Origin of the sequence: Streptomyces albiflavescens (genome assembly GCF_014645835.1) — a bacterium.
Classification (GTDB): Bacteria; Actinomycetota; Actinomycetes; order Streptomycetales; family Streptomycetaceae; genus Streptomyces; species Streptomyces albiflavescens.
Window position 1 is genome coordinate 60,033 of record NZ_BMMM01000018.1, and the last position, 20,452, is coordinate 80,484.

The following is a 20,452-nucleotide window of genomic DNA, read 5'->3' on the forward strand; positions in this document are numbered from 1 at the left end:
GGTGCTCGTCGCCTCGTAGGACGCGGTGATCTGCCGACTGCGCTTCCGGCTGTCCTGAGCCTGTCCCGAGCCGGGGTTCCGCAGCGATCCGTAAGGGATCCGTCAAAGGCGTACTGCGCCCCGTATGGGAGGCATCAACAGCGGACGAATTCGGCCAGCGAGGCGCTTTCCTCTAACCGTCCGTTCAATCCGAACCTCATCTAGGAGCATGCGATGGCCGACGTGGCCTTCGTCGTCACCACGATCGCGGTGTTCGCGCTGGTGGCCCTCGTCGCCAAGGGGGTGACCAAGCTGTGACCGCCGAGAACATCGTCGGCCTCGTCGCGGCCGTCGCCCTGCTGGGCTATCTCATCCTCGCCCTCGTCTTCCCGGAGAGGTTCTGAGCACTGATATGAGCCCCGTCCTCGCCGGCGTGCTCCAACTGCTCGCTCTCATAGCGGCGCTGGCACTCGCCTACCGTCCCCTCGGCGACTACATGGCCAAGGTCTACTCCTCCGACAAGCACCTGCGCGTCGAGAAGTGGATCTACAAGGGCATCGGCGCCAACCCGAACACCGAGATGCGCTGGCCCGCCTACCTGCGCGGTGTCCTCGCCTTCTCGGCGGTCAGCGTCCTCTTCCTCTACCTGCTGCAGCGCATCCAGGGCAGCCTGCCCGGCTCGCTCGGCTTCTCCTCCATCGACCCGGACCAGGCGTTCAACACCGCCGCGTCCTTCGTGTCGAACACCAACTGGCAGTCGTACTACGGCGAGCAGGCCATGGGCCACGTCGTGCAGACCGGCGGCCTGGCGGTGCAGAACTTCGTCTCCGCCTCGGTGGGTATCGCGGTGGCGGTCGCGCTGGTGCGCGGCTTCGCCCTCCCCCACTCTCGGCTTCGCTCGAGCGGGGGGACCCCCATCCGCACCGGTGAGCTCGGAAACTTCTGGTCGGACCTGGTGCGTGGCACCGTCCGCATCCTGATCCCGATCTCGGTGATCGGCGCGATCATCCTCGTCGCGTGCGGCGCCATCCAGAACTTCTCCGGCATCCACTCCGTCGACCAGTTCATGGGCGGCAGCCAGCAGTGGAACGGCGGCGCGGTCGCCTCGCAGGAAGCCATCAAGGAGCTGGGCACCAACGGCGGCGGTTACTTCAACGCCAACTCGGCCCATCCCTTCGAGAACCCCACCCCGTTCTCCAACCTCTTCGAGATCTTCCTGATCCTGCTGATCCCGTTCGCGCTGACGCGGACCTTCGGCCGGATGGTCGGCTCGCTGCGCCAGGGCTACGCGATCCTCGCCACGATGGTCACCATCTGGATCGGCTTCACGGCCCTCATGATGTGGACCGAGTTCGCCCACCACGGCCCGGCCTTCGACATCGCCGGCGGTGCGATGGAGGGCAAGGAGAACCGCTTCGGTGTCGGCGGATCGTCGATCTTCGCGGTGGCGACCACGCTGACCTCCACCGGTGCGGTGGACTCCTTCCACTCCTCGTTCACCGGCCTCGGCGGCGGCATCACCATCCTGAGCATGCAGCTCGGCGAGATCGCGCCCGGTGGTACCGGCTCCGGCCTCTACGGCATCCTGATCATGGCGATCATCGCGGTGTTCATCGCCGGTCTGATGGTCGGCCGCACGCCCGAGTACCTGGGCAAGAAGATCGGCACCCGCGAGATCAAGTTCGCGGCCCTCTACATCCTCATCACCCCGGCGCTGGTGCTCATCTTCACCGCCGCCGCGATGGCGTTGCCCACCCCGGGCAACTCGATGACCAACAGCGGTGCGCACGGATTCTCCGAGATCCTCTACGCCTACACGTCCGGCGCCAACAACAACGGCTCGGCCTTCGCGGGTCTGAACGCGGATACGCAATGGTTCAACACCACCATCGGGCTGGCCATGCTGCTCGGCCGCTTCCTGCCGATGGTGTTCGTGCTGGCCCTGGCCGGTTCGCTGGCCGAGCAGAAGCCGGTCCCGGCGACCGCGGGCACCCTGCGCACCGAGAAGCCGCTGTTCACCGGTCTGCTGGTGGGCGCCATCCTGATCATCACCGGTCTGACCTACTTCCCGGCCCTGGCGCTGGGTCCGCTGGCCGAGGGGCTGGCGTCATGACCACTCGCACAGAGAAGCAAGAGGACTCGATGTCCACAGCCACTCCGACCCGGGCGCCGCACAGCGATGTGCCGACCGGCCACAAGGACGAAGGAAAGGTCGGCGCGGGTCTGTTCGACCCGAAGCAGCTGCTGAAGTCGCTGCCGGACGCCTTCCGCAAGCTCGACCCGCGGGTGATGGTCAAGTCCCCCGTGATGTTCGTGGTCCTTGTCGGCTCCGTCCTGACGACGATCTTCTCCTTCAAGGACCCGAGCGACTGGTTCGGCTGGGCGATCAGCGCCTGGCTGTGGCTGACCGTGATCTTCGCCAACCTGGCGGAGGCGGTGGCCGAAGGCCGCGGCAAGGCGCAGGCGGACACCCTGCGCAAGGCCAAGACCGACACGGTCGCCCGCCGTCTGGTGGGCGACCGCGAGGAGCAGGTGCCCGGCACCGAGCTGCGCGTCGGCGACCTGGTCGTCTGTGAGGCGGGCGACATCATCCCGGGTGACGGTGACGTCGTCGAGGGTGTCGCGAGCGTCGACGAGTCGGCGATCACCGGTGAGTCGGCTCCTGTCATCCGTGAGTCCGGCGGCGACCGCTCGGCTGTCACCGGCGGTACGAAGGTCCTCTCGGACCGGATCGTCATCAAGATCACGACGAAGCCGGGCGAGACCTTCATCGACCGCATGATCGCCTTGGTCGAGGGTGCCGCGCGGCAGAAGACGCCCAACGAGATCGCGCTGAACATCCTTCTCGCGTCGCTCACGATCGTCTTCCTGCTCGCGGTCGCCACGCTGCCTCCGTTCGCGGACTACGCGGGTACGCATCTGACGATGGTCGTTCTGGTGGCCCTCCTGGTCTGCCTGATCCCGACCACGATCGGAGCGCTGCTCTCCGCGATCGGTATCGCGGGCATGGACCGGCTGGTCCAGCGCAACGTACTGGCGATGTCCGGACGGGCCGTCGAGGCCGCCGGCGACGTCTCCACGCTGCTGCTCGACAAGACCGGCACGATCACCCTCGGCAACCGCCAGGCCTCCGAGTTCGTGCCGGTGACCGGCACCACCGAGGCCGAGGTCGCCGACGCCGCCCAGCTCTCCTCGCTGGCCGACGAGACGCCCGAGGGCCGCTCCATCGTCGTCCTGGCGAAGGAGAAGTACGGGCTTCGTGAGCGGCACCAGGGCGAGCTGGCGGGCGCCGAGTGGATCGCCTTCACCGCCCAGACCCGTATGTCGGGTGTGGACGTCGACGGGCGCAAGATCCGCAAGGGCGCGGCCGGTTCGGTCATCGCCTGGGTCCAGGAGCGGGGCGGCGAGGTGTCCAAGGACGCCGACACGCTGGCCAACCGGATCTCCGAGGCGGGCGGTACGCCCCTGCTGGTGGCCATCGAGGACACCGAGGGCGCCCGCGTCCTGGGCGTCATCCACCTCAAGGACGTCGTCAAGGACGGCATGCGCGAGCGGTTCGACGAACTGCGCCGTATGGGCATCAAGACGGTCATGATCACGGGTGACAACCCGCTGACGGCCAAGGCGATCGCCGAGGAGGCGGGCGTCGACGACTTTCTCGCGGAGGCGACTCCCGAGGACAAGATGGCGCTCATCAAGCGGGAGCAGGCGGGCGGCAAGCTCGTCGCGATGACCGGTGACGGCACGAACGACGCGCCGGCGCTGGCCCAGGCCGACGTGGGTGTGGCCATGAACACCGGTACCTCGGCCGCCAAGGAGGCCGGGAACATGGTGGACCTGGACTCCAACCCCACCAAGCTCATCGAGATCGTGGAGATCGGCAAGCAGCTGCTGATCACCCGTGGTGCGCTGACGACCTTCTCGATCGCCAACGACGTCGCCAAGTACTTCGCGATCATCCCGGCGCTGTTCGCGGCGGTCTACCCGGGCTTGGACAAGCTCAACATCATGCACCTGTCCTCGCCCGACTCCGCGATCCTGTCCGCGGTCATCTTCAACGCGCTGATCATCATCGCGCTGGTGCCGCTCGCGCTGCGGGGTGTGCAGTACCGGCCGGTGAGCGCCGACAAGATGCTCCGCCGCAACCTCGGGATCTACGGCCTCGGCGGTCTCGTCGCGCCTTTCATCGGCATCAAGATCATCGACCTGATCATCTCCCTCATCCCCGGAATCGGCTGATCGCCATGAACAACTCGGTTACGAACACTGCCCGGTTGCTCTGGGCCGGCCTGCGCGCGCTTCTCGTGCTCACCGTGGTGACGGGCGTCCTCTACCCGCTCGCCATCACCGGTGTCGCCCAGGGCCTGTTCTCGGACAAGGCGAACGGCTCGGAGATCAAGGCGGACGGCAAGGTCGTCGGCTCCTCGCTCATCGGCCAGACGTACAACCTGCCGCTGAAGAAGGGCCAGGAGACCCCGGAGCCCGACCTGAAGTGGTTCCAGCCGCGCCCGTCCAACGGCCTGGGCACCAACAGCGTCAACACCCAGTACAAGCTGATCCTGTCCGGCGCGACCAACCGCTCCGGTGACAACAAGGACCTGATCGACTGGGTGAAGGCCGCCAAGGCCGCCGTCATCAAGGACAACTCGGTGAACGGCTACACGGTCAAGCCGTCCGACGTCCCCGCCGACGCGGTGACGTCCTCCGGCTCCGGCCTGGACCCCGACATCTCCCCGGAGTACGCGGACATCCAGGTTCACCGCATCGCGGAGAAGAACGGTCTGCCCGTCGCCCAGGTGCAGAAGCTGGTCGACGAGCAGACCGAGGGTCGGACCCTCGGCTTCATCGGCGAGCCCCGCGTCAACGTCCTCGAACTCAACATCGCGCTCAAGGAACTCGTGGCGAAGAGCTGATGGGCTTACACGCACGAAGCGGGAGTTGGCGGCCCGGGAGCGATCCCGCACCCGTCAACTCCCGCAGCCATGAGGCCGGTTGTCCACTCGCCGGCCCTCCGTACAACCCTCTCTGCAACAGGAAAGGCGCACACCGATGACCCGGGTGCTGGTGGTGGAGGACGACCCACAGCTCGTACGGGCGCTCGTGATCAACATGCAGGCCCGCGGGTACGGAGCCGACGCGGCTCCCGACGGCGCCACCGCGCTCCGACTCGCCGCCGCGCGCCGGCCGGACGTGGTCGTACTGGACCTCGGACTGCCCGACATGGACGGCACGGACGTCATCAAGGCCCTGCGCGGCTGGACCCGCGTACCGATCCTGGTGCTGTCCGCGCGCCGGGCCTCCGAGGAGAAGGTCGCCGCGCTCGACGCGGGCGCCGACGACTACATCACCAAGCCGTTCAGCATGAACGAGCTGCTGGCCCGGCTGCGCGCCGCCGTCCGCCGTACGGACGCTGTGGCGCCCGCCCCCGAGACCGTCCTGGTCACCACGGACGACTTCACCGTGGACCTGGCCGCCAAGAAGGCCACCCGCGATGGCCGCGACATACGCCTCACCCCGACCGAGTGGCACCTGCTGGAGATCCTGGTCTGCAACCCGGGACGCCTCATCACGCAGCGCCGGCTGCTCCAAGAGGTGTGGGGCGTCTCCTACAGCAACAAGACCAACTACCTGCGGGTCTACATGGCCCAGCTCAGGCGCAAACTGGAGGCGGATCCCTCCCACCCCCGTTATCTGATCACCGAGCCCGGCATGGGCTACCGCTTCGAGGGCCGGGCCGGCCGAGGGCCGGCCCAGGATCTGCCCTAGGGCCTGTCGTCACATTCCTGTCTGCCCCGCGACGGGAAGGTGACGACAGGCCCTAGGAGGCCGCCCCCGCCGGCTCGGCGCCGGTGGTGTGGCGGGTGACGTTGGTCGTCAGTCGGCGCAGCAGGTCCTGGGCGATCCCGAACTCCTCGGGGGTCAGGCCCATGGCGTCCCCGATCGCGAGGGGGACGGCGCGGATACGCCGGCTCAGTGCGGCCCCCTCCGGAGTCAGGGCCACTTCCACCACCCGCTCGTCGTCCGCGCGCCGCTGCCGCTTGAGCAACTGGTTCGCCTCAAGGCGCTTGATCAGCGGCGTCAGCGTGCCGTAGTCGAGTTGCAGGGCGGTCACCAGATCCTTGACGGATGCCGTGCCGCGCTGCCAGAGCACGACCATGACCAGGTACTGGGGGTAGGTCAGCCCCAGCTCGTCGAGCAGGGGCCGGTAGGCGCTGGTCACGGCGCGCGAGGCCGCGTACAGGGTGAAGCAGAAGTGGTCCTCCAGGGGCAGCGGGGGCTCACCGGGCTGGCCGGGTGCGGACGCGCGGCTTTCGTGGTCGCTCACGGTTGCTCTCCCCTTCTTTCGTACGTGGTTGCCGGACGGCCACCAGGAGGCATTGTCGCATCTTCCGTGGACCCAAGTATCTCGTGCACGTTTACCTTGTGCACAACATAAACGTGCGCTAGGTTTCTCGACGTCGCCCCGAACAGGGCGGTCGGCAGCGCCGGCGTGGCCGGTGTCGAGCTACGCGCCTCAAGGAGAGCCACATGAACCTCAAGACCGTCTTCCGTCCCACCCTCAAGAGCGCCGCCGTGCTGAGCGCCGTCGCGGGCGTGGCGGCACTCACCCTGACGGCCACGACTCCGGCCAACGCCGCCAAGGCCGAGCACCGCTCGTCGGAGAAGAAGCCCACGGTCGTGCTGGTACACGGCGCCTTCGCGGACGCCTCCAGCTGGAACGGTGTGATCAAGCGCCTGCAGCACGACGGCTATCCGGTCGTGGCCCCGGCCAACCCGCTGCGCGGGCTGGCGAGCGACTCGGACTACATACGCAGCTTCCTCAAGAGCGTGCAGGGGCCGATCGTGCTCGTCGGCCACTCCTACGGCGGCTCAGTGATCAGCCAGGCCGCCGCGGGCGACCCGGACGTCAAGGCGCTGGTCTACATCGCCGCCTTCGCCCCCGACAAGGGCGAGACCCCGGCGGAACTGGGGGAGAAGTTCCCGGGAGCCACGCTCCCCACCGTCCTCAACCCCGTGTCCTTCCCGCTCCCCGGCGGCGGCACAGGCACCGACCTGTACATCCAGACCGACAAGTTCCACGACGCGTTCGCCGCCGACGTGCCCGAGTCGGTCAGCGACCTGATGGCCGCCACCCAGCGTCCGGTTGCCGCGTCGGTCTTCGGCGAGAAGGCCACCGAGGCCGCCTGGAAGACCATCCCGTCCTGGGACCTGATCGCCACCGAGGACAAGGCCATCGCACCGGACGCGCAGCGCTTCATGGCCGAGCGGGCTCACGCGCACACCGTCGAGATCAAGTCCTCGCATGCCGTCGCGGTCTCCCACCCGGGTGCGGTCACCCGCCAGATCGAGCAGGCCGCCCGGGCCACCGTCCGCTGACTCGGGCACGGACGTCGTACGGCTGAACGGGATCAGTGGCGACCCGGGAGCGGGAGCGCGGACCCAGGAAGACGGCTCCCGCCGGGTCGCCCCGGCGGGAGCCGTTGCCGTTCCCTGCCTCAGCCCAGGGCGACGCGTGCCCCCGCGCTCCACCGCCCCAGCGCCGGCTCGGCAAGCGTCCGTGCCGCCAGGCACAGGGTCTGCCCGTGCCGGGCGAAGAGTTCGTCGCGGGAGGTGAAGTGGCCCAGGTCCAGGCGGACGTGTGCGGAGAGGTCGCAGTCGGTGCCGGGGGCGCCGGCGCAGCTCGCGGGGGCCGTGCCGTCCCAGTCGACCGCCGTACGGGCCACCGCGTCGAAGAGGGTCTCGCCGCCCTTGTTGGTGAAGGCGCCGGACGTCGCGCTCAGTTCGGTCAGGGTTCCGAACAGCTCGGCGATCGGCACCCAGGCGCCCTCCAGCAGGAACTCGGGCCACGCCAGCAGCACTTGCTCCGGTACGAGCGGCTTGAGATGAGGGAAGCGCGGATACCAGAAGGAGCCGTCCACCAGCAGCCCCCGCACCCGGGTGGGAACGTCAAGCGCCCGCGCGACCGCTTCCAGCACTGCCATCCGCTGGCTGCACGAGCCGCGCCCGAGCTCCAGCGTCAGTGAGGCACGGCGCCGGTCGTCCACCGAGTAGACCGGCCGCACCTCGCGCGCGATGATCCCGTGGGCCGCGCGCAGTGCCTCCCGTGCGTCGCCGTTCCCCGGGATCCGCTCCACCAACGCCCGGAGGGCCGGGTGTTCCCAGTCCAGGATCGCGGTGGGCCGGGTCGAGCCGCGGACGGGCTCGGGCGTCCGGGCCCGTACGGCATCCGCGCGCCGGCACGGCATCAACAAGCGACTGGTCATGTCCGTCCCCCCATGTCCCTGTGGCCGATCCCGGCCATCATCACACGGGCCCGGCCACCATCACACGGGCCCGGTCCAGGAGTTCAGGACCTCGGGAGGAGCAGCCGGAACGTGCAGCCCTTCCCCGGCGCGGTGTCCAGTTCCGGACGGCCGCCGTGACCCCGCGCGATCGCGGCGGCGATGGCGAGCCCGAAAATCGGAGGAACCGCGGCGGAGTTGGATGAAGACTGAAGCGCATGACATCTCCGAACCACGTGAATCCTCCGGCCCGACTCAGGGAACCGGCGTGTCTGGTCTGGCCCACAGCCGTGGTGCGGGACTCGTACCTGGCCGGTGAGCGGACCGACTGCGTAGCCGAGGGAAGGCCCATGGAGTGGCTCGACGCGGCGACCGACGACTTCGACGCCTACGTCGCACAGCGCCGTGGCGAACAGATCCGCTGGGGCGTGCCGTCCACCCTGTTCTGGTACGTCTCGGGTGAGCACTACCTCGGCACGCTCGTCGTGCGGCAGCGGCTGACACCGGAGCTGGCCGAGGCCGGGGGCCATGTCGGCTATCACGTCGTCCGGCCGTGGCGCCGCCAGGGCCACGCCACAAGGATGCTCGCGGCGGGTCTCGCCGAATGCAGCCGCCTGGGCCTCGACCGCGTCCTGCTGACCTGCGACGCCGACAACGAGCCGTCACGTCGGGTGATACGGGCCAACGGCGGGGTCCCCGACGGCCGGATGCACGGCGAGGACCGCTTCTGGATCACCCTGGAGGCCGCCCGGTCCTGATCACCCGGTGAGCCGCTCGACCGTTCCCAACTGCTTCCACTTTCCGCCCACGAGACGGTCGACCCACACCGGACGGTTCTGCGCCTGGTGCCCCTTGAAGCCGTAGTGCCCGAGGAGGCCGTCGGTCTCGACCGTCTCCAGGGTGGCCCGCAGCTGAGTACGAGTGCTGTCGGCGCCCGGCCGCTCACCGTCTCCGTCGCCCAGCACCTGGTCGATCCCGGCCGCGACGGCGAGCGTGGCGTCGTACAGCTCGGCCGTGCCGCGGTACTTCAGCAGTTTCCTCAGTTCGGCGTCGTCCGTGCACAGCTTGGGGAAAACGGTGCAGTCGGGCTTCTGCGCCTCGACGTTGAAGGTACGGAAACGGAGGCTTCCGTCGGGGAGTTGCTTGTCCTGCCTGGCGAACATCTCGAAGTCGTCCGAGACGTCGCAGGCAGACGCGTAGCTCGCGTGGACGGCGATGAGTGTGCCGCGGCCCCGTACGGCCGGGACGATGTTCTCCTCGCCGCCGCCGGCCCGCAGATCCGCCACGGTCACGGCGTCCGGCCGCGACGTGTCCAGGTCCGCCGCGATGCCGCTCTTGGTCATGTCGTCGGAACCCTTCTGCGAGGGCAACGGCAGCGCGGTCAGCCCGGCCGCGCGCAACCCGTGTCCGAAGGTGTCCTTGTCGGTGTCCGTGTCCCAGTAACTGTCCGAGGTCTCCACGACCTTGCCGACGTCGTACGCCCCCTTGAGATAGCGGGCCGCCTGCCGCCCCACCTCGAACTCCGTGGCGGGGAGGGCGTATTCGTAGTCCGGACGACCCCCGTCCCTACAGGTGTCGACCATCGCCATCCGCGGTGACCAGTCGACCTTGGCGCTCGCGAAGTCCCCGATGTCGCCGACCATGGCGATCATCCCGGGGTGCTGCTCCAGCAGCCTCTCGGCAGGCGTCTGCCCGTAGTCCTCCACGGCGACGACGTCTACGGGAATCTTCCGCTTCGCCCGCCGCTCGGCCTCCTTCAGCGCGGCCTTGACGACCTGGGTGCGGATCTCGGGGACCTGTCCGTCCTCGTCCTCTCCCCAGGCGTACCCCACGCCGAGCGTGTACGTCGTCGGAGCGGCCGAGGTCTTCCCGATGGCGGGGGCCTGGCCCCGGCCGTCGCCGTCGTCGCCGTCCGAGGACGACATGCCCAGCCCGATCCCGGCGGGGATGCCGACGGCGAGGAGGGCGGCGGTGGCGAACACGGGGGTGCGGCGGGAGCGGCGCGGGGGTTGCTTCGCGACCTCCTTGGACACCCGCTGCGGGGTGGGCGCGGGCGGCTTGGCGTCTTCGGGGGCTGATTCCCGTACGACAGCCGGTGCCGGTGTGGGTGCCGGTGCCGGTGCCGGTGTGGGTGTGGGTGTGGGTGGGGGTGCGGTCACCGGAGCCGGGGCGGGAGCAGGAGGAGCCGGCGGCTGCGCCACCGCTTCGATGCGCGTGAGCGCCGCCTCCGCGTCGGCGGGCCGGTCGTCCGGGTCCTTGGCCATGAGGTCGAGGACCAACCGGTCGACGGCAGGGGCGAGTTCGGTTCGGGCCCGGCTCGGCCGCAGGGGTTCGTCGTGCAGGTGGTTGTACATGATGCCCGCCGCGTCGCCGACGAACGGGGGCCTGCCGACGAGGAGTTCGTAGAGCACGCACCCGACGGCGTACAGGTCGGTACGGCCGTCGCCCCGCCGCTGGTGGAAGCGCTCGGGCGCCATGTACTGAACACTGCCGAAGGGAAGCTGACCGGTGTGGGTCAACCGCGGGTCAGTGGCCCGGAATTCGGTGAACTTGGCGATGCCGAAGTCGACGATCTTGGCGACGGACGCGGCGCCCTCACCGGTGACCATGACGTTGGCGGGCTTGATGTCCCGGTGCACGACACCGGCGGAGTGGGCGGCGCTCAGCCCCCGGCACACATCCCCGATCCACCGCAGCGCGTCCTCGACCGGCACGCGCCCGCTGTCCCGGAGGATCTCCTCCAACGTGCGCCCCTCGACGAGCGCCATGACGAGGTACGGGCTCTCTCCGTCCGTCCCGTGATCGTGCACGGCGACGATGTGGGGGCTGTCGAGGGATGCGGCGACCCGCGCCTCGCGCCGGAACCGCGCGAGCGCCTCGTCGCGGTTCGCGTCGTCGTCCCGCGCCGCGAGGAGGATCTTGACCGCCACCTCGCGGTCCAGCTCCTCGTCCCTGGCCCGCCAGACCTCGCCCATGCCGCCGGAGCCGAGCAGTTCGATCAGTTCGTATCGGTTGTCGAGTCGTCGTCCGCGCACGGGTCAGGCCGTTTCCTTCACAGTGGCGAGCAGGGCGCGGAAGGCACTGGGGGACGGGCTGAGGACGGTGGTGGGGTGGTCGCTTTCTCGGAGGTGGAGGGTGGTGGGGCCGGTGGCTATCTCCAAGCAATCCGTGTCGCCTCCGCCTCCAGAAAACGACGACTTCTGCCAGGGGAGGGGTGAGGACACGAGAACACCTTTCAGAGTTCCTGGGCGATACGGCGGATGAGGTCGAGAGAAGCTTCCTGCGGGAGTGCAGTCCTGTCGATGCGTTCGAGGAGGGCTTGGTACCGGTTCAGCTGGGCCGTGGCATCGATGAACTCGGCGCCGTGCGTCGTGTCGATCTGCACGGTGTCCAGCTGCGGGACGACGCCGCCAACGTACTGCATGGGGTAGCCGGCCCCGGCGAAGCCGTCGGCAGCGAAGGGGATCGCACGAATCCCGACGTTCGTCCTCTCGGACGCCCTGAGAAGGTGGTCGAGTTGGGCGCGGGCAACCTTGGGGCCACCAACACGCATACGCAGCGCGGCTTCGTGGACGATCGCGTCGTACGGGATCGACGCATCGAGCACCTGCTGGCGCCGCATCCGGAACGCGACACGGGCTTCGCGGTCGGCTTCCGGAAGGTTCGGTTCCATGAAGATCGAGGCCGCGCGCACGTGTTCCTCGGTCTGGAGAACTCCGGGGATGTGCACGACCTGGAACGTGCGGACGTACGGCGCGTGGTGCTCCAGCTCGGCAAGGTCGAGCCCTCGAGGAGGCAGGACGCCTCGGTACTCCTCCCACCAGCCTTTGTCCCGCTCGCTGGCCATCTCGGCCAGCGCGTCGATGAGTTGGGCGTCGTCGCAGGCGTAGTGCTCGGCGAGTCTGCGGAGCCGCGCCTCGCCGATGCCATTCTTTCCGGACTCGATGTGGCTGATCTGGGCCTGGCTCGTACCCAGATACGCGGCGACATCGCGGGACATCACACCTGCGGCCTCCCGCAATTTGCGCAGCTCCGCGCCGAGGCGCCTCTGACGTGCAGTGGGGTTGGTCCTCGGTGGCATGGCGCCCTCCCTGTGATCGCCCCTGAGTCTGCCCGTCGAGGTAATTCTGCTGACGAGGTTGCAGGGGAACAAATATCAGCGCTACCGTCATCGCGTACTCACGGAGAGTGTCGGAGTCGTCACTCATCCGCAACTCTCCTGTGCCTACTGCCAGTTGGAAGTGCCACCGCGGGCCGTCGACACCCGGGGCGAGGCCACTAGCGGGCAGGGAATCGACCACCCCCCAACCCCCCACCTGCCCCCCGGAGTTGATGTCCCGTGCCCGAATACACCCTCCTCTGCCCACTCCTCGACACGTCCCCCCACATCGCCCGCGACTTCGTCGCCTCCGTCCTCCGCACCCAAAGACTCGACGCCCTCGTCGACACGGCGGCGCTCTGCACCTCCGAACTCGTCACGAACGCCTGCGTGCACGCGAAGGGAGGGGACGGCTCGGCCCTGTGGCTGTCCGTGGAGCCCGGGCGCGTACGCGTCATCGTGTACGACGGTGACGAGAACCCGCCGGTCGCAAGGGAGTTGACCGCCGAGGGGTGGGAACTCGGCGGTCGCGGGTTACAGCTGGTGGACGCCCTCACGAACGGCCGCTGGGGCACTGCCCCGGCCGCCCGTCGGCACGACGGACCGCCCTACCCGGAGGGCAAGGCGGTGTGGTTCGACCTGTCCGTGCCGAGGTGATGAGGGCCGTGGCGGGTGGCTCGGGCCGTCGGGCGAGCGACGGCGCGAGGGCGGCACCCCGGGCCGGTCACAGGAGGTGGGCGAAGACCACCAGGTTCTCGGTGTAGTCCTTGGCGCTGTGGTCGTAGTCGCCGGTGCAGGTGATCAGTCGGACCTCGGCGTCGGGGGTGTCGGCGTACACGCGCTTGTCGGGGAAGTCGTCCTTCTCGAAGGTCTCGAGGCTGTCCACCACGAACGAGGCTGTGCGCCCGTCGGCCCTTTTGACCTTGAACTTGTCCCCCTTCTCCAGATCGCTGAGACCCGCGAACACCGCGGCGGACGTGGTCGTGTCGACGTGCCCGGCGATGATCGCGGTTCCCGCCTCCCCCGGGGACACGCCGTCCGCGTACCAGCCGACCAGGTTCGTGTCGTCGGCGGGCGGAGGGTTGAGCCTGCCCTCGGGGCCGATGGAGAGGGTGGTGAAAGGGGCGTCGACGGAGATCTTGGGGATGAGCAGCCGCGTCGGCGTGGACCGCGGCAGATGCCGTCCGCTCGATCCCATGGCCGACTGCGGGTGCGCCGCCCCGGTACCGGGCGTAAGGGAAGCGCTGAACGGTCTACCGGAGCCGCCGAGCAGGTTCAACGCGAGGACCAGGAGGAGGGCGGACCACACGATCCAGGTCAGGGCGCGGCGGAAGCCCTGCTTGCGCGGCACGGGTTCGGGCTCGATGAGGGAGGACAGCCGGGCTGCCATCGGGCACCACCTCACTGGGATCACGGCAGCGGATCGGATACGGCACGAACAGAGCCAGCCGGGCCGCCGCGAGGTGCAGGGGCGGCGGCCCAGGCTTTTATGTCGCCTATGTCACCTATGTCGTCTGACATCGATCAGGACACACCGCCTCTCGCACTCTTACGGCGCAGCATGTACGCGCCCGCGCCGGCGACCCCCAGGACCGCCAGCCCGCCGGCCGTGACACCACCCGTCGAGGCGAGCCCGCCGCCGCCGGTGTGCATGCCGCCGCTGGGCTTGCCGCGGCCGGAGTCCGAGTCGTCGCCGTACGAGTCGTCCCCGTACGAGTCGTCCTTGCCGGAGCCGGAGCCGGAGCCGGAGCCGGAGCCGGAGCCCTTGTCCTTGTAGGTCTCCGGGTCGAACCTCTTGTCGCCGCTGTCCTGCTTGCCCCCGTCGTCGCTCCTGAGGAGGCTCAGCGCGCCGCCGCCGGTGTGAATGCCGCCGCTGGGCTTGCCGTGGCCGGAGCCCGAGTCGTCGCCGTACGAGTTGTCGCCGTAGGAGTCGTCGCCGTACGAGTCGTCGCCGTAGGAGTCGTCGCCGTAGGAGTCGTCGCCGTACGAGTCGTCCTTGCCGGAGCCGGAGCCGGAGTCGCTCTTGCCGGAGCCGGAGCCGGAGTCGCTCTTGCCGGAGCCGGAGCCGGAGTCGCTCTTGCCGGAGCCGGAGCCGGAGTCGTTCTTGCCGCCGTGGTCGGAGCCGGAGTCGTTCTTGCCGCCGTGGTCGGAGCCACCGGGGTCGTCACTGCGCACCGTGGTCAGCGCACCGCCACCCGTGTGCATCCCGCCGCTCGGCTTGCCGTGGCTGCTGTCCTTGTCGTGCTCCTTGCTGTAGGAAGAGTCATCGCCGCTGTCGTTGTCGTGTCCCTTGCTGTACGAAGAGTCGTCGCTGCTGTCCCAGTCGGCCGCGGCGGCGGCCAAGGCGCCTGGGGCACCGATCGCCAGAGCGGCCGTGGCCGTCGCGGTAGCGAGGAGCATGCGGGCAGATCGCATCGTCGGTGTCCTTCCGTCGCAGCCGGGCTGCTGACACCACGTCAGCGTGGGAAAACCTGGCCCCGACGTGATCCACCGTCAGGCTGTCCCGCCCCGCTCACCACTCGAGCCGCTCACCTGGCGCACCCCCGAGGCCCGCGCACGGGCGCCCTCTCGCCTGCCCCGGGGCCGCCGGGATCACTTCTGACCTGGCGTTTCGCTTTAGCTCAGCAGCGGCGTTCCGGTGGGCGACGCGCCGAACGTATAACCCGATCGGTCGCAACACGACTGCGCACACGAGGAGACGTCAGGACCGGTCGGAGCAGCGGGAGTCGTGGGGAGAGCCGCCCGTTTCCGAGACGCGCCCGGCCCGGTCGCGTCCTTGACGCCCCGCACCGCGGGGTCCGGTCACACTGGCCCGAGCAGCCCCCGCCCCCTGCACCGCGAGGTCCCCGATGGCGTACGGCCTGGCCCGCCGCGAACTGCGGCCGAGAGTCCCGTTGCGGCACGGCGAGGGCGAGAAGTCCCACCTCACCAGTCTCGAAGGGCTCGCCGCACTGTCGCTGGACGCGCTGAGCTCGGTCGCGTACGGCCCCGAGGCGATCGTGCTCGTGCTGATCGCCGCCGGGACGGGCGCGCTGACCGCCACACTGCCGGTGACGCTCGTCATCGCCGCGCTGCTCGCGGTACTCGTCGTGTCGTACGGGCAGGTGATCGCCGCGCACCCGGACGGGGGCGGCGCGTACGCCGTGGCCAAGAAGGACCTCGGGCCGACCGTCAGCCTGCTCGCGGCCGCCAGTCTCGTCGTCGACTACGTGCTCACCGTGACCGTCAGCCTGGCGGCCGGCGCGGCCAGTCTCGCCTCCGCCTTCCCCTCCCTCGGCCCGCATCTGCTCGGCATCTGTCTCGTCGGGCTGGCGCTGCTCACGGCGGTGAATCTGCGGGGCGTGGCCGAGAGCGCGCGGGTGCTGATGCTGCCCACCGTGCTGTTCATCGTGAGCATCCTCGGCATCGTCGTGCTCGGGCTGGTCCGCGACCATCCCGTGGCCGTCGTCGGCCGGACCCAACCCGTTCATGCCACCGAGGCGTTGGGAATCCTCCTGCTCCTCAAGGCCTTCTCCTCCGGCTGCTCCGCGCTCACCGGGGTCGAGGCCATCGCCAACGGTGTGCCGAGCTTCCGCGAGCCGCGCGTCAAGCGGGCCCAGCGCACCGAGCTGATGCTGGGCGCGCTGCTCGGGCTGATGCTGATCGGCCTCGCCGCGCTGATCCGCCGCGACCATGTGGCCCCGCGCGGCGGCGTCACCGTACTCGCGCAGCTGACCGCGGGCGCCTACGGGACCGGATGGCCGTACTACGCGACCAACCTCATCGTCACTCTCGCGCTCGCCTTCGCCGCCAACACCAGCTTCGGCGGGCTGCCCGTCCTGATGAGCCTGCTCGCCAAGGACCACCGGCTGCCGCACCTGTTCGGGCTGCGCACGGAGCGGCCGGTGTACCGGTGGGGAGTCGTGGCCCTGGCCCTGCTGGCCGCCGGACTGCTGATCGCGGTCGACGCCGACACCCACCGCATGATCCCGCTGTTCGCGATCGGCGTGTTCATCGGCTTCACCGTCAGCCAGATCGGGCTCGTGCGGCACTGGGTGCGGGAGCGTCCGCCGGGCTGGGTGCGGCGCGCACTGCTCAACGGTCTGGGCGCGGTTCTGACCACGGTGGCGGGCCTGGTGCTGCTGACCACCAAGTTCCTGGAAGGGGCCTGGGTGGTGGTCGTCACCATTCCGCTGCTGATGCTGCTGTTCGCCCGCATCCAGCGCTACTACACCGCGGTCGGGAGAGAGCTCGGACTCGGCGAGGTCCCGCCGCCCCCGCGCGTCACCGACTCCCTCGTCATCGTGCCGGTCGGCGAGGTCAGCAAGCTCACCCAGCTCGCCCTGACGGCCGCTCGCGCCCTGGGCGACGAGGTCGTCGCGGTCGCCGTGCACGGAAACCCCGCCAGGGCCCGGGCGCTGCAGGAAAGTTGGGCGCACTGGGCGCCGGGCGTACGGCTGGACATCATCGACAGCCCGCAGCGCTCCCTCGTCCAGCCGATCGTCGACTACGTCCAGCGGGCGGTGGACGGGGGACGGCAGATCGCCGTTCTCATCCCGGAGGTCGAGCCCCTCCACCGCCGCTACCAGATCCTCCAGAACCAGCGCGGGCTGCTGCTCGCCGCCGCGCTGAGGGCCCGTACGGACGTCGTCGTCTGCGTGGTGCCGTACCGGCTGAGCCTCTGAGGGGCCTCGGCCGCAGCCCGACCTGGGCACCCGGGCTACAACCCGACGTCCCGGCGGCTCATGTCGTCCAGCGATTCGCGGCGTACGAGGACGCGCGCGATGCCGTCGGACACGGCGACTACCGGCGGGCGGCCCACCATGTTGTACCCCGACGCCATGGACAGGTGATAGGCGCCGGCCGCCGGGACGGCGAGGAGATCGCCGGGGCGTACGTCACCCGGGAGTGCCACCTCGTCCGCGAGGACATCGCCCGCCTCGCAGTGCCGTCCCACGACGGTGACGAGGCGGGGCGGCGCGGAGGAGGGGCGGCCGATGAGCCGGGGCGCGTACCGCACCCCGTACAGCGCGGGCCTCGGGTTGTCGCTCATGCCGCCGTCGACGGCGACAAAGGTGTGCTCCGCGGTGCGCTTGACGGCGAGGACCCGGTAGACGGCGACTCCGGCGGGTCCGACGACCGCCCGGCCCGGCTCCAGGGTGAGCCGCGGCACGGGCAGTTGGGCCTGTGCACAGCCGTCCTCCAGCTCGGCGCGGACCCGGCCGGCCAGGACGGAGACGCTCATGCTCTCCTCGCCGGGCCGGTAGGCGATGGCGTGGCCGCCGCCGATGTTCAGCTGGGGGAGGGCGACGCCGTGCTGGTCGCGGATGCGGGCCAGTAGCCCGACCAGCCGGCGCACCGCGGCGACGTACGGCTTGACGGTGGCGACCTGCGAGCCGATGTGGCAGTGCAGGCCGACGAGTTCGAGGTGCGGCTGGTCGAGTATCCGGGTGACGGCGTGCTGCGCGGACCCGTCGGTGATGGACAGGCCGAACTTCTGGTCGTCCGTGCCGGTGCGCACCTTGGCGTGTCCGCCGGCCGCGATGCCTGGCACCACCCGCACCATGACCTTCTGGCGGGTGTCGGGGGGAGTGATGGCCGCCAGCCGGGCGATCTCCGACGTGCTGTCCACGACGATGCGTCCGACACCGAGCCGCAGGGCGGTGCGCAGGTCCTCGGGACTCTTGGCGTTGCCGTGCATCACGATCTTCTCCGGCGGGAAGCCGGAGGTGACGGCGAGCGCGAGCTCACCGGCCGAGCAGACGTCCAGCCCCAGCCCCTCCTCCTGAACCCAGTGCGCCATCGCGCGGCACAGGAACGCCTTGGCCGCGTAGACGACATCGGCTTCGGGGAACGCCGTGCGGTACGTGCGGCAGCGCTCCCGGACCTCCTGCTCGTCCAGCACGTAGACGGGGGTGCCGAATCGGTCGGCCGCCTCGGCGAGGGAGACGCCGCCGACGGAGACGTCACCGTCGGCCTCGGGGCGCGCGGAGCGGGGCCAGACGGAGAGGCCGTCGGCGTCGCGGTCACTGCCACTGCTGTTGTCGCTGTCCTTGTCGCCGAGGAGGCGGGACAGCGCCTCGGGATCCGAGGGCACGGACGAGGGAAGGGAAACGGTCATGGCGGGCGCCTCCTCAGCCGATCAGCAGGTTCAGACACGCGACGACAGCGGCGGCGCTGGTCACTCGCAAGGCGCCGACGTGCTGGGGATGCCAGCGGCGCCAGGAGTTCTCGCGTTCACGGACCGCTGCCGCCGTGCGGTCGGCCGCGGGGGCGGAGAGCGGCGGGTCGATGGTGAGGGCCGTGACGCCCAGCGGCGCGGCGAGCGCGCGCAGCGCGGGTTCGGAGAGCCTGATGCAGGCCTGGTCCGTGCCCAGAACGGCGGTGAGCTTCTCCGCCGACGTGAATCCGACGGCCGTACGGCCGCCCAGGAGGGTGCGGAAGAACCGGGCCGTGCAGCCCGCGGGCCCCGACCGGACAGGGACGAAGAGAAGTCCGGGACGTCCGGCCGGGACGCGTTCAGAAGGCTCGGGGTCCTCGGAATAGTCGACTGGAGACATCGTGCCGCTCCTCGAAGAAGGCGATGTGCGCCGCCGATCGATTCGGCCGGGCGCTTCGGTGAAAGCTTTGCCCGTCTGTCCGGAATCGGATCGCCCCGCTGACGGATGCTTGACGGGAAGCCCCGGACCCGTAACGCGATGCTGACGGAGCACGGGAAGACCGAGGCCGGCGACCGGTCAGGACCTGCCGTCCATCAGCTCCCGGGCGTCGAGCGGCAGCCGCAGGCCGATGCGGCGGTGCATGGTGGCGAGCTCGCCCTCCAGGGGCGAGGGCGGCACGGCCAGCACCGGACAGGCGGCGTGCGCGACGCAGTACCGGCCGACGGAAGGGAACAGGGCGCGGTGCACCCGGCCGCGGCACCCCGCGCCGATCACCAGGAGGTCGTCGGCCCGGTCGGCGGTCTCCACCAGGGCACGTCCCGTCGAGCCCCGTACGACCAGGCCCTGGAACGGAACCCCTGGCCCGGTTTCGCCGAAGGCCGTGCGCAGCGCGGTGAGCAGCCGCTCGCCCGCCTCCCGCCGGAAGTCGACCAGCGGAGACGGGTACATCCCGCGCCCATGGGCGGTGTCACCGCCGGGCGGCTGCCAGGCGGTGACGACCAACAGCTCGGCACCGGTACGACGCGCCTCGTACGCGGCCCGGTGCAGCGCCGCCAGACTGCCCAGCGACCCACTCACGCCGGCGACGACGCGCAGCCGCTCCCTCTCACCCATCGCTTGCTCACCCCTCGACGTACGCCCAGACGGACATTCGTCTCCCATGGAAGTGGCCGAGGCCCGCGGCGGACTGTGGTGCTGACGTTCGCCTGACGTCGGAGAGTCGGTTCATGACGCTCCTCTGACGCCGCGGGCACCCTGACGTCCCGTTTAGTGGGAGCGGCCGAGGTTGCGCAGTACGGCGACGTCCTGTTCGCCGTCTTCAAGACGGTGACCTACGTCGAGCACGCCGAACTCACCGCGACCAGCGAGGTCGTCGACACCGGCGCGATCATGGTCTTCGCCGGACCCGACTTCGTGGTGACCGTAAGGAACGGACACCACGGCTCCCTCGGCCCGCTGCGCGAGGACCTCGAAGCCGACCCGCACCAGCTCGCCAAGGGCCCGGCCGCGGTGCCGGTGACACCGGCCCCGACGTCCTCGATCACTCCGGCAGCCTCGTAGCCGAGACCGGAAGGAAAGACCGGGTCGATGCCGTACTCGCCCAGCCGGAACATCGACTCCGCCCGGTTCAGCCCCAACGCCCGGGTGCGAATGAGGACTTCGCCCGGCGCCGGCACCGGGTCCGGTATCTCCTCCAGGCGCAGGACCTCAGGTCCGCCGGTCTCATGGAAACGGACGGCTCGGCTCATGATGTGACTCCTTGGTGCTCTCAGAAGGGGCTTCGACCGTCCGTCGGGCGATACGGCCCTGCGGGCGACGAAGAGTGGGTACGCCGAGCCGGCGTACGCGCGATGGTGAGCGCGGCCCTCGGGTGTCCGCAGGGAGCGGTGGCCGGGCGCTGAGGGCGTGAGGCGCTGCAGGGCGATGGGGCACGGCTGCTCTCTGCGTCTTGG

General features: G+C 70.0%; 19 protein-coding genes and 2 pseudogenes. 10 read left to right on the plus strand and 11 right to left on the minus strand.

What is annotated here, in order from left to right; translation table 11 throughout:
• The first annotated feature begins 293 nt into the window (after positions 1–293).
• From kdpF to IEY95_RS37515, 5 genes are all read left to right on the plus strand, one after another.
• Positions 294–383, plus strand: a complete 90-nt coding sequence (gene kdpF / locus IEY95_RS37495; RefSeq protein WP_189190681.1) for a K(+)-transporting ATPase subunit F — start codon at positions 294–296, stop codon at positions 381–383.
• Positions 384–391: 8 nt separating this feature from the next.
• Entirely contained in the window at positions 392–2,092 is a 1,701-nt protein-coding gene (gene kdpA, locus IEY95_RS37500) for a potassium-transporting ATPase subunit KdpA (protein WP_189190682.1), read from the plus strand.
• Positions 2,089–4,218: a potassium-transporting ATPase subunit KdpB gene (gene kdpB, locus IEY95_RS37505; RefSeq protein ID WP_189190683.1), complete on the plus strand. Its 2,130-nt coding sequence runs from the start codon at positions 2,089–2,091 to the stop codon at positions 4,216–4,218. The genes kdpA and kdpB overlap by 4 nt, the downstream gene beginning before the upstream one ends.
• A gap of 5 nt (positions 4,219–4,223) precedes the next feature.
• A complete protein-coding gene (locus IEY95_RS37510; protein WP_189190684.1) occupies positions 4,224–4,892 on the plus strand; it encodes a potassium-transporting ATPase subunit C in 669 nt (222 codons plus the stop codon).
• A gap of 136 nt (positions 4,893–5,028) precedes the next feature.
• Entirely contained in the window at positions 5,029–5,745 is a 717-nt protein-coding gene (locus IEY95_RS37515; RefSeq protein WP_189190685.1) for a response regulator, read from the plus strand.
• A gap of 52 nt (positions 5,746–5,797) precedes the next feature.
• Here the strand turns inward: IEY95_RS37515 and IEY95_RS37520 are convergent, their stop codons facing one another.
• Positions 5,798–6,304 carry a MarR family winged helix-turn-helix transcriptional regulator gene (locus tag IEY95_RS37520; RefSeq protein ID WP_229703613.1) on the minus strand — a complete coding sequence of 169 codons (507 nt, stop codon included), beginning with the start codon at positions 6,302–6,304 and terminating at the stop codon, positions 5,798–5,800.
• A 203-nt stretch (positions 6,305–6,507) separates the two neighbouring features.
• Between IEY95_RS37520 and IEY95_RS37525 the strand changes: the two genes are divergently transcribed.
• Positions 6,508–7,356, plus strand: a complete 849-nt coding sequence (locus IEY95_RS37525; RefSeq protein ID WP_189190686.1) for an alpha/beta fold hydrolase — start codon at positions 6,508–6,510, stop codon at positions 7,354–7,356.
• Positions 7,357–7,475: 119 nt separating this feature from the next.
• Here IEY95_RS37525 and IEY95_RS37530 read toward each other — a convergent pair whose 3' ends face one another.
• On the minus strand, positions 7,476–8,243 hold the full coding sequence (locus tag IEY95_RS37530) for a transglutaminase domain-containing protein (RefSeq protein ID WP_189190687.1): 768 nt from the start codon (positions 8,241–8,243) through the stop codon (positions 7,476–7,478).
• Positions 8,244–8,479: 236 nt separating this feature from the next.
• On the opposite strand from IEY95_RS37530, the gene IEY95_RS37535 reads away from it, so the two are divergent.
• A complete protein-coding gene (locus IEY95_RS37535) occupies positions 8,480–9,019 on the plus strand; it encodes a GNAT family N-acetyltransferase (RefSeq protein ID WP_189190688.1) in 540 nt (179 codons plus the stop codon).
• Here the strand turns inward: IEY95_RS37535 and IEY95_RS37540 are convergent, their stop codons facing one another.
• From IEY95_RS37540 to IEY95_RS37550, 3 genes are read right to left on the minus strand one after another with little or no spacing between them, the layout of a single operon-like run.
• A complete protein-coding gene (locus IEY95_RS37540; protein ID WP_189190689.1) occupies positions 9,020–11,296 on the minus strand; it encodes a protein kinase domain-containing protein in 2,277 nt (758 codons plus the stop codon).
• Between the two features lie 3 nt (positions 11,297–11,299).
• A complete protein-coding gene (locus tag IEY95_RS37545; protein ID WP_189190690.1) occupies positions 11,300–11,485 on the minus strand; it encodes a DUF397 domain-containing protein in 186 nt (61 codons plus the stop codon).
• An 11-nt stretch (positions 11,486–11,496) separates the two neighbouring features.
• Entirely contained in the window at positions 11,497–12,342 is an 846-nt protein-coding gene (locus tag IEY95_RS37550; protein ID WP_189190691.1) for a helix-turn-helix domain-containing protein, read from the minus strand.
• Between the two features lie 258 nt (positions 12,343–12,600).
• Between IEY95_RS37550 and IEY95_RS37555 the strand changes: the two genes are divergently transcribed.
• Entirely contained in the window at positions 12,601–13,017 is a 417-nt protein-coding gene (locus IEY95_RS37555) for an ATP-binding protein (protein ID WP_189190692.1), read from the plus strand.
• Between the two features lie 67 nt (positions 13,018–13,084).
• Here the strand turns inward: IEY95_RS37555 and IEY95_RS37560 are convergent, their stop codons facing one another.
• Complete coding sequence (locus IEY95_RS37560; RefSeq protein ID WP_189190693.1) at positions 13,085–13,750, minus strand: class F sortase; 666 nt, start codon at positions 13,748–13,750, stop codon at positions 13,085–13,087.
• A gap of 134 nt (positions 13,751–13,884) precedes the next feature.
• On the minus strand, positions 13,885–14,775 hold the full coding sequence (locus IEY95_RS37565; RefSeq protein WP_189190694.1) for a hypothetical protein: 891 nt from the start codon (positions 14,773–14,775) through the stop codon (positions 13,885–13,887).
• Positions 14,776–15,209: 434 nt separating this feature from the next.
• Here IEY95_RS37565 and IEY95_RS37570 point away from each other — a divergent pair, with 434 nt between their 5' ends.
• Positions 15,210–17,024: an APC family permease gene (locus tag IEY95_RS37570; protein ID WP_189190695.1), complete on the plus strand. Its 1,815-nt coding sequence runs from the start codon at positions 15,210–15,212 to the stop codon at positions 17,022–17,024.
• 35 nt (positions 17,025–17,059) lie between these two features.
• Here IEY95_RS37570 and lysA read toward each other — a convergent pair whose 3' ends face one another.
• The 3 genes from lysA to IEY95_RS37585 all read right to left on the minus strand — a co-directional run bounded on the left by lysA (position 17,060) and on the right by IEY95_RS37585 (position 19,613).
• Complete coding sequence (lysA, locus tag IEY95_RS37575; RefSeq protein ID WP_229703614.1) at positions 17,060–18,460, minus strand: diaminopimelate decarboxylase; 1,401 nt, start codon at positions 18,458–18,460, stop codon at positions 17,060–17,062.
• A gap of 13 nt (positions 18,461–18,473) precedes the next feature.
• Positions 18,474–18,899, minus strand: coding sequence for an SAV_915 family protein (locus tag IEY95_RS37580; protein WP_189190696.1), 426 nt, complete (start codon positions 18,897–18,899; stop codon positions 18,474–18,476).
• A 177-nt stretch (positions 18,900–19,076) separates the two neighbouring features.
• Positions 19,077–19,613, minus strand: coding sequence for a universal stress protein (locus IEY95_RS37585; RefSeq protein ID WP_189190697.1), 537 nt, complete (start codon positions 19,611–19,613; stop codon positions 19,077–19,079).
• A gap of 168 nt (positions 19,614–19,781) precedes the next feature.
• Between IEY95_RS37585 and IEY95_RS49580 the strand changes: the two are divergent.
• Positions 19,782–20,012, plus strand: a pseudogene (locus IEY95_RS49580) (magnesium transporter CorA); the annotation flags it as partial.
• 26 nt (positions 20,013–20,038) lie between these two features.
• Here IEY95_RS49580 and IEY95_RS50465 read toward each other — a convergent pair.
• Positions 20,039–20,248 (minus strand): annotated as a pseudogene (locus IEY95_RS50465) (NADPH:quinone reductase); the annotation flags it as partial.
• Between the last annotated feature and the right edge of the window lie 204 nt (positions 20,249–20,452).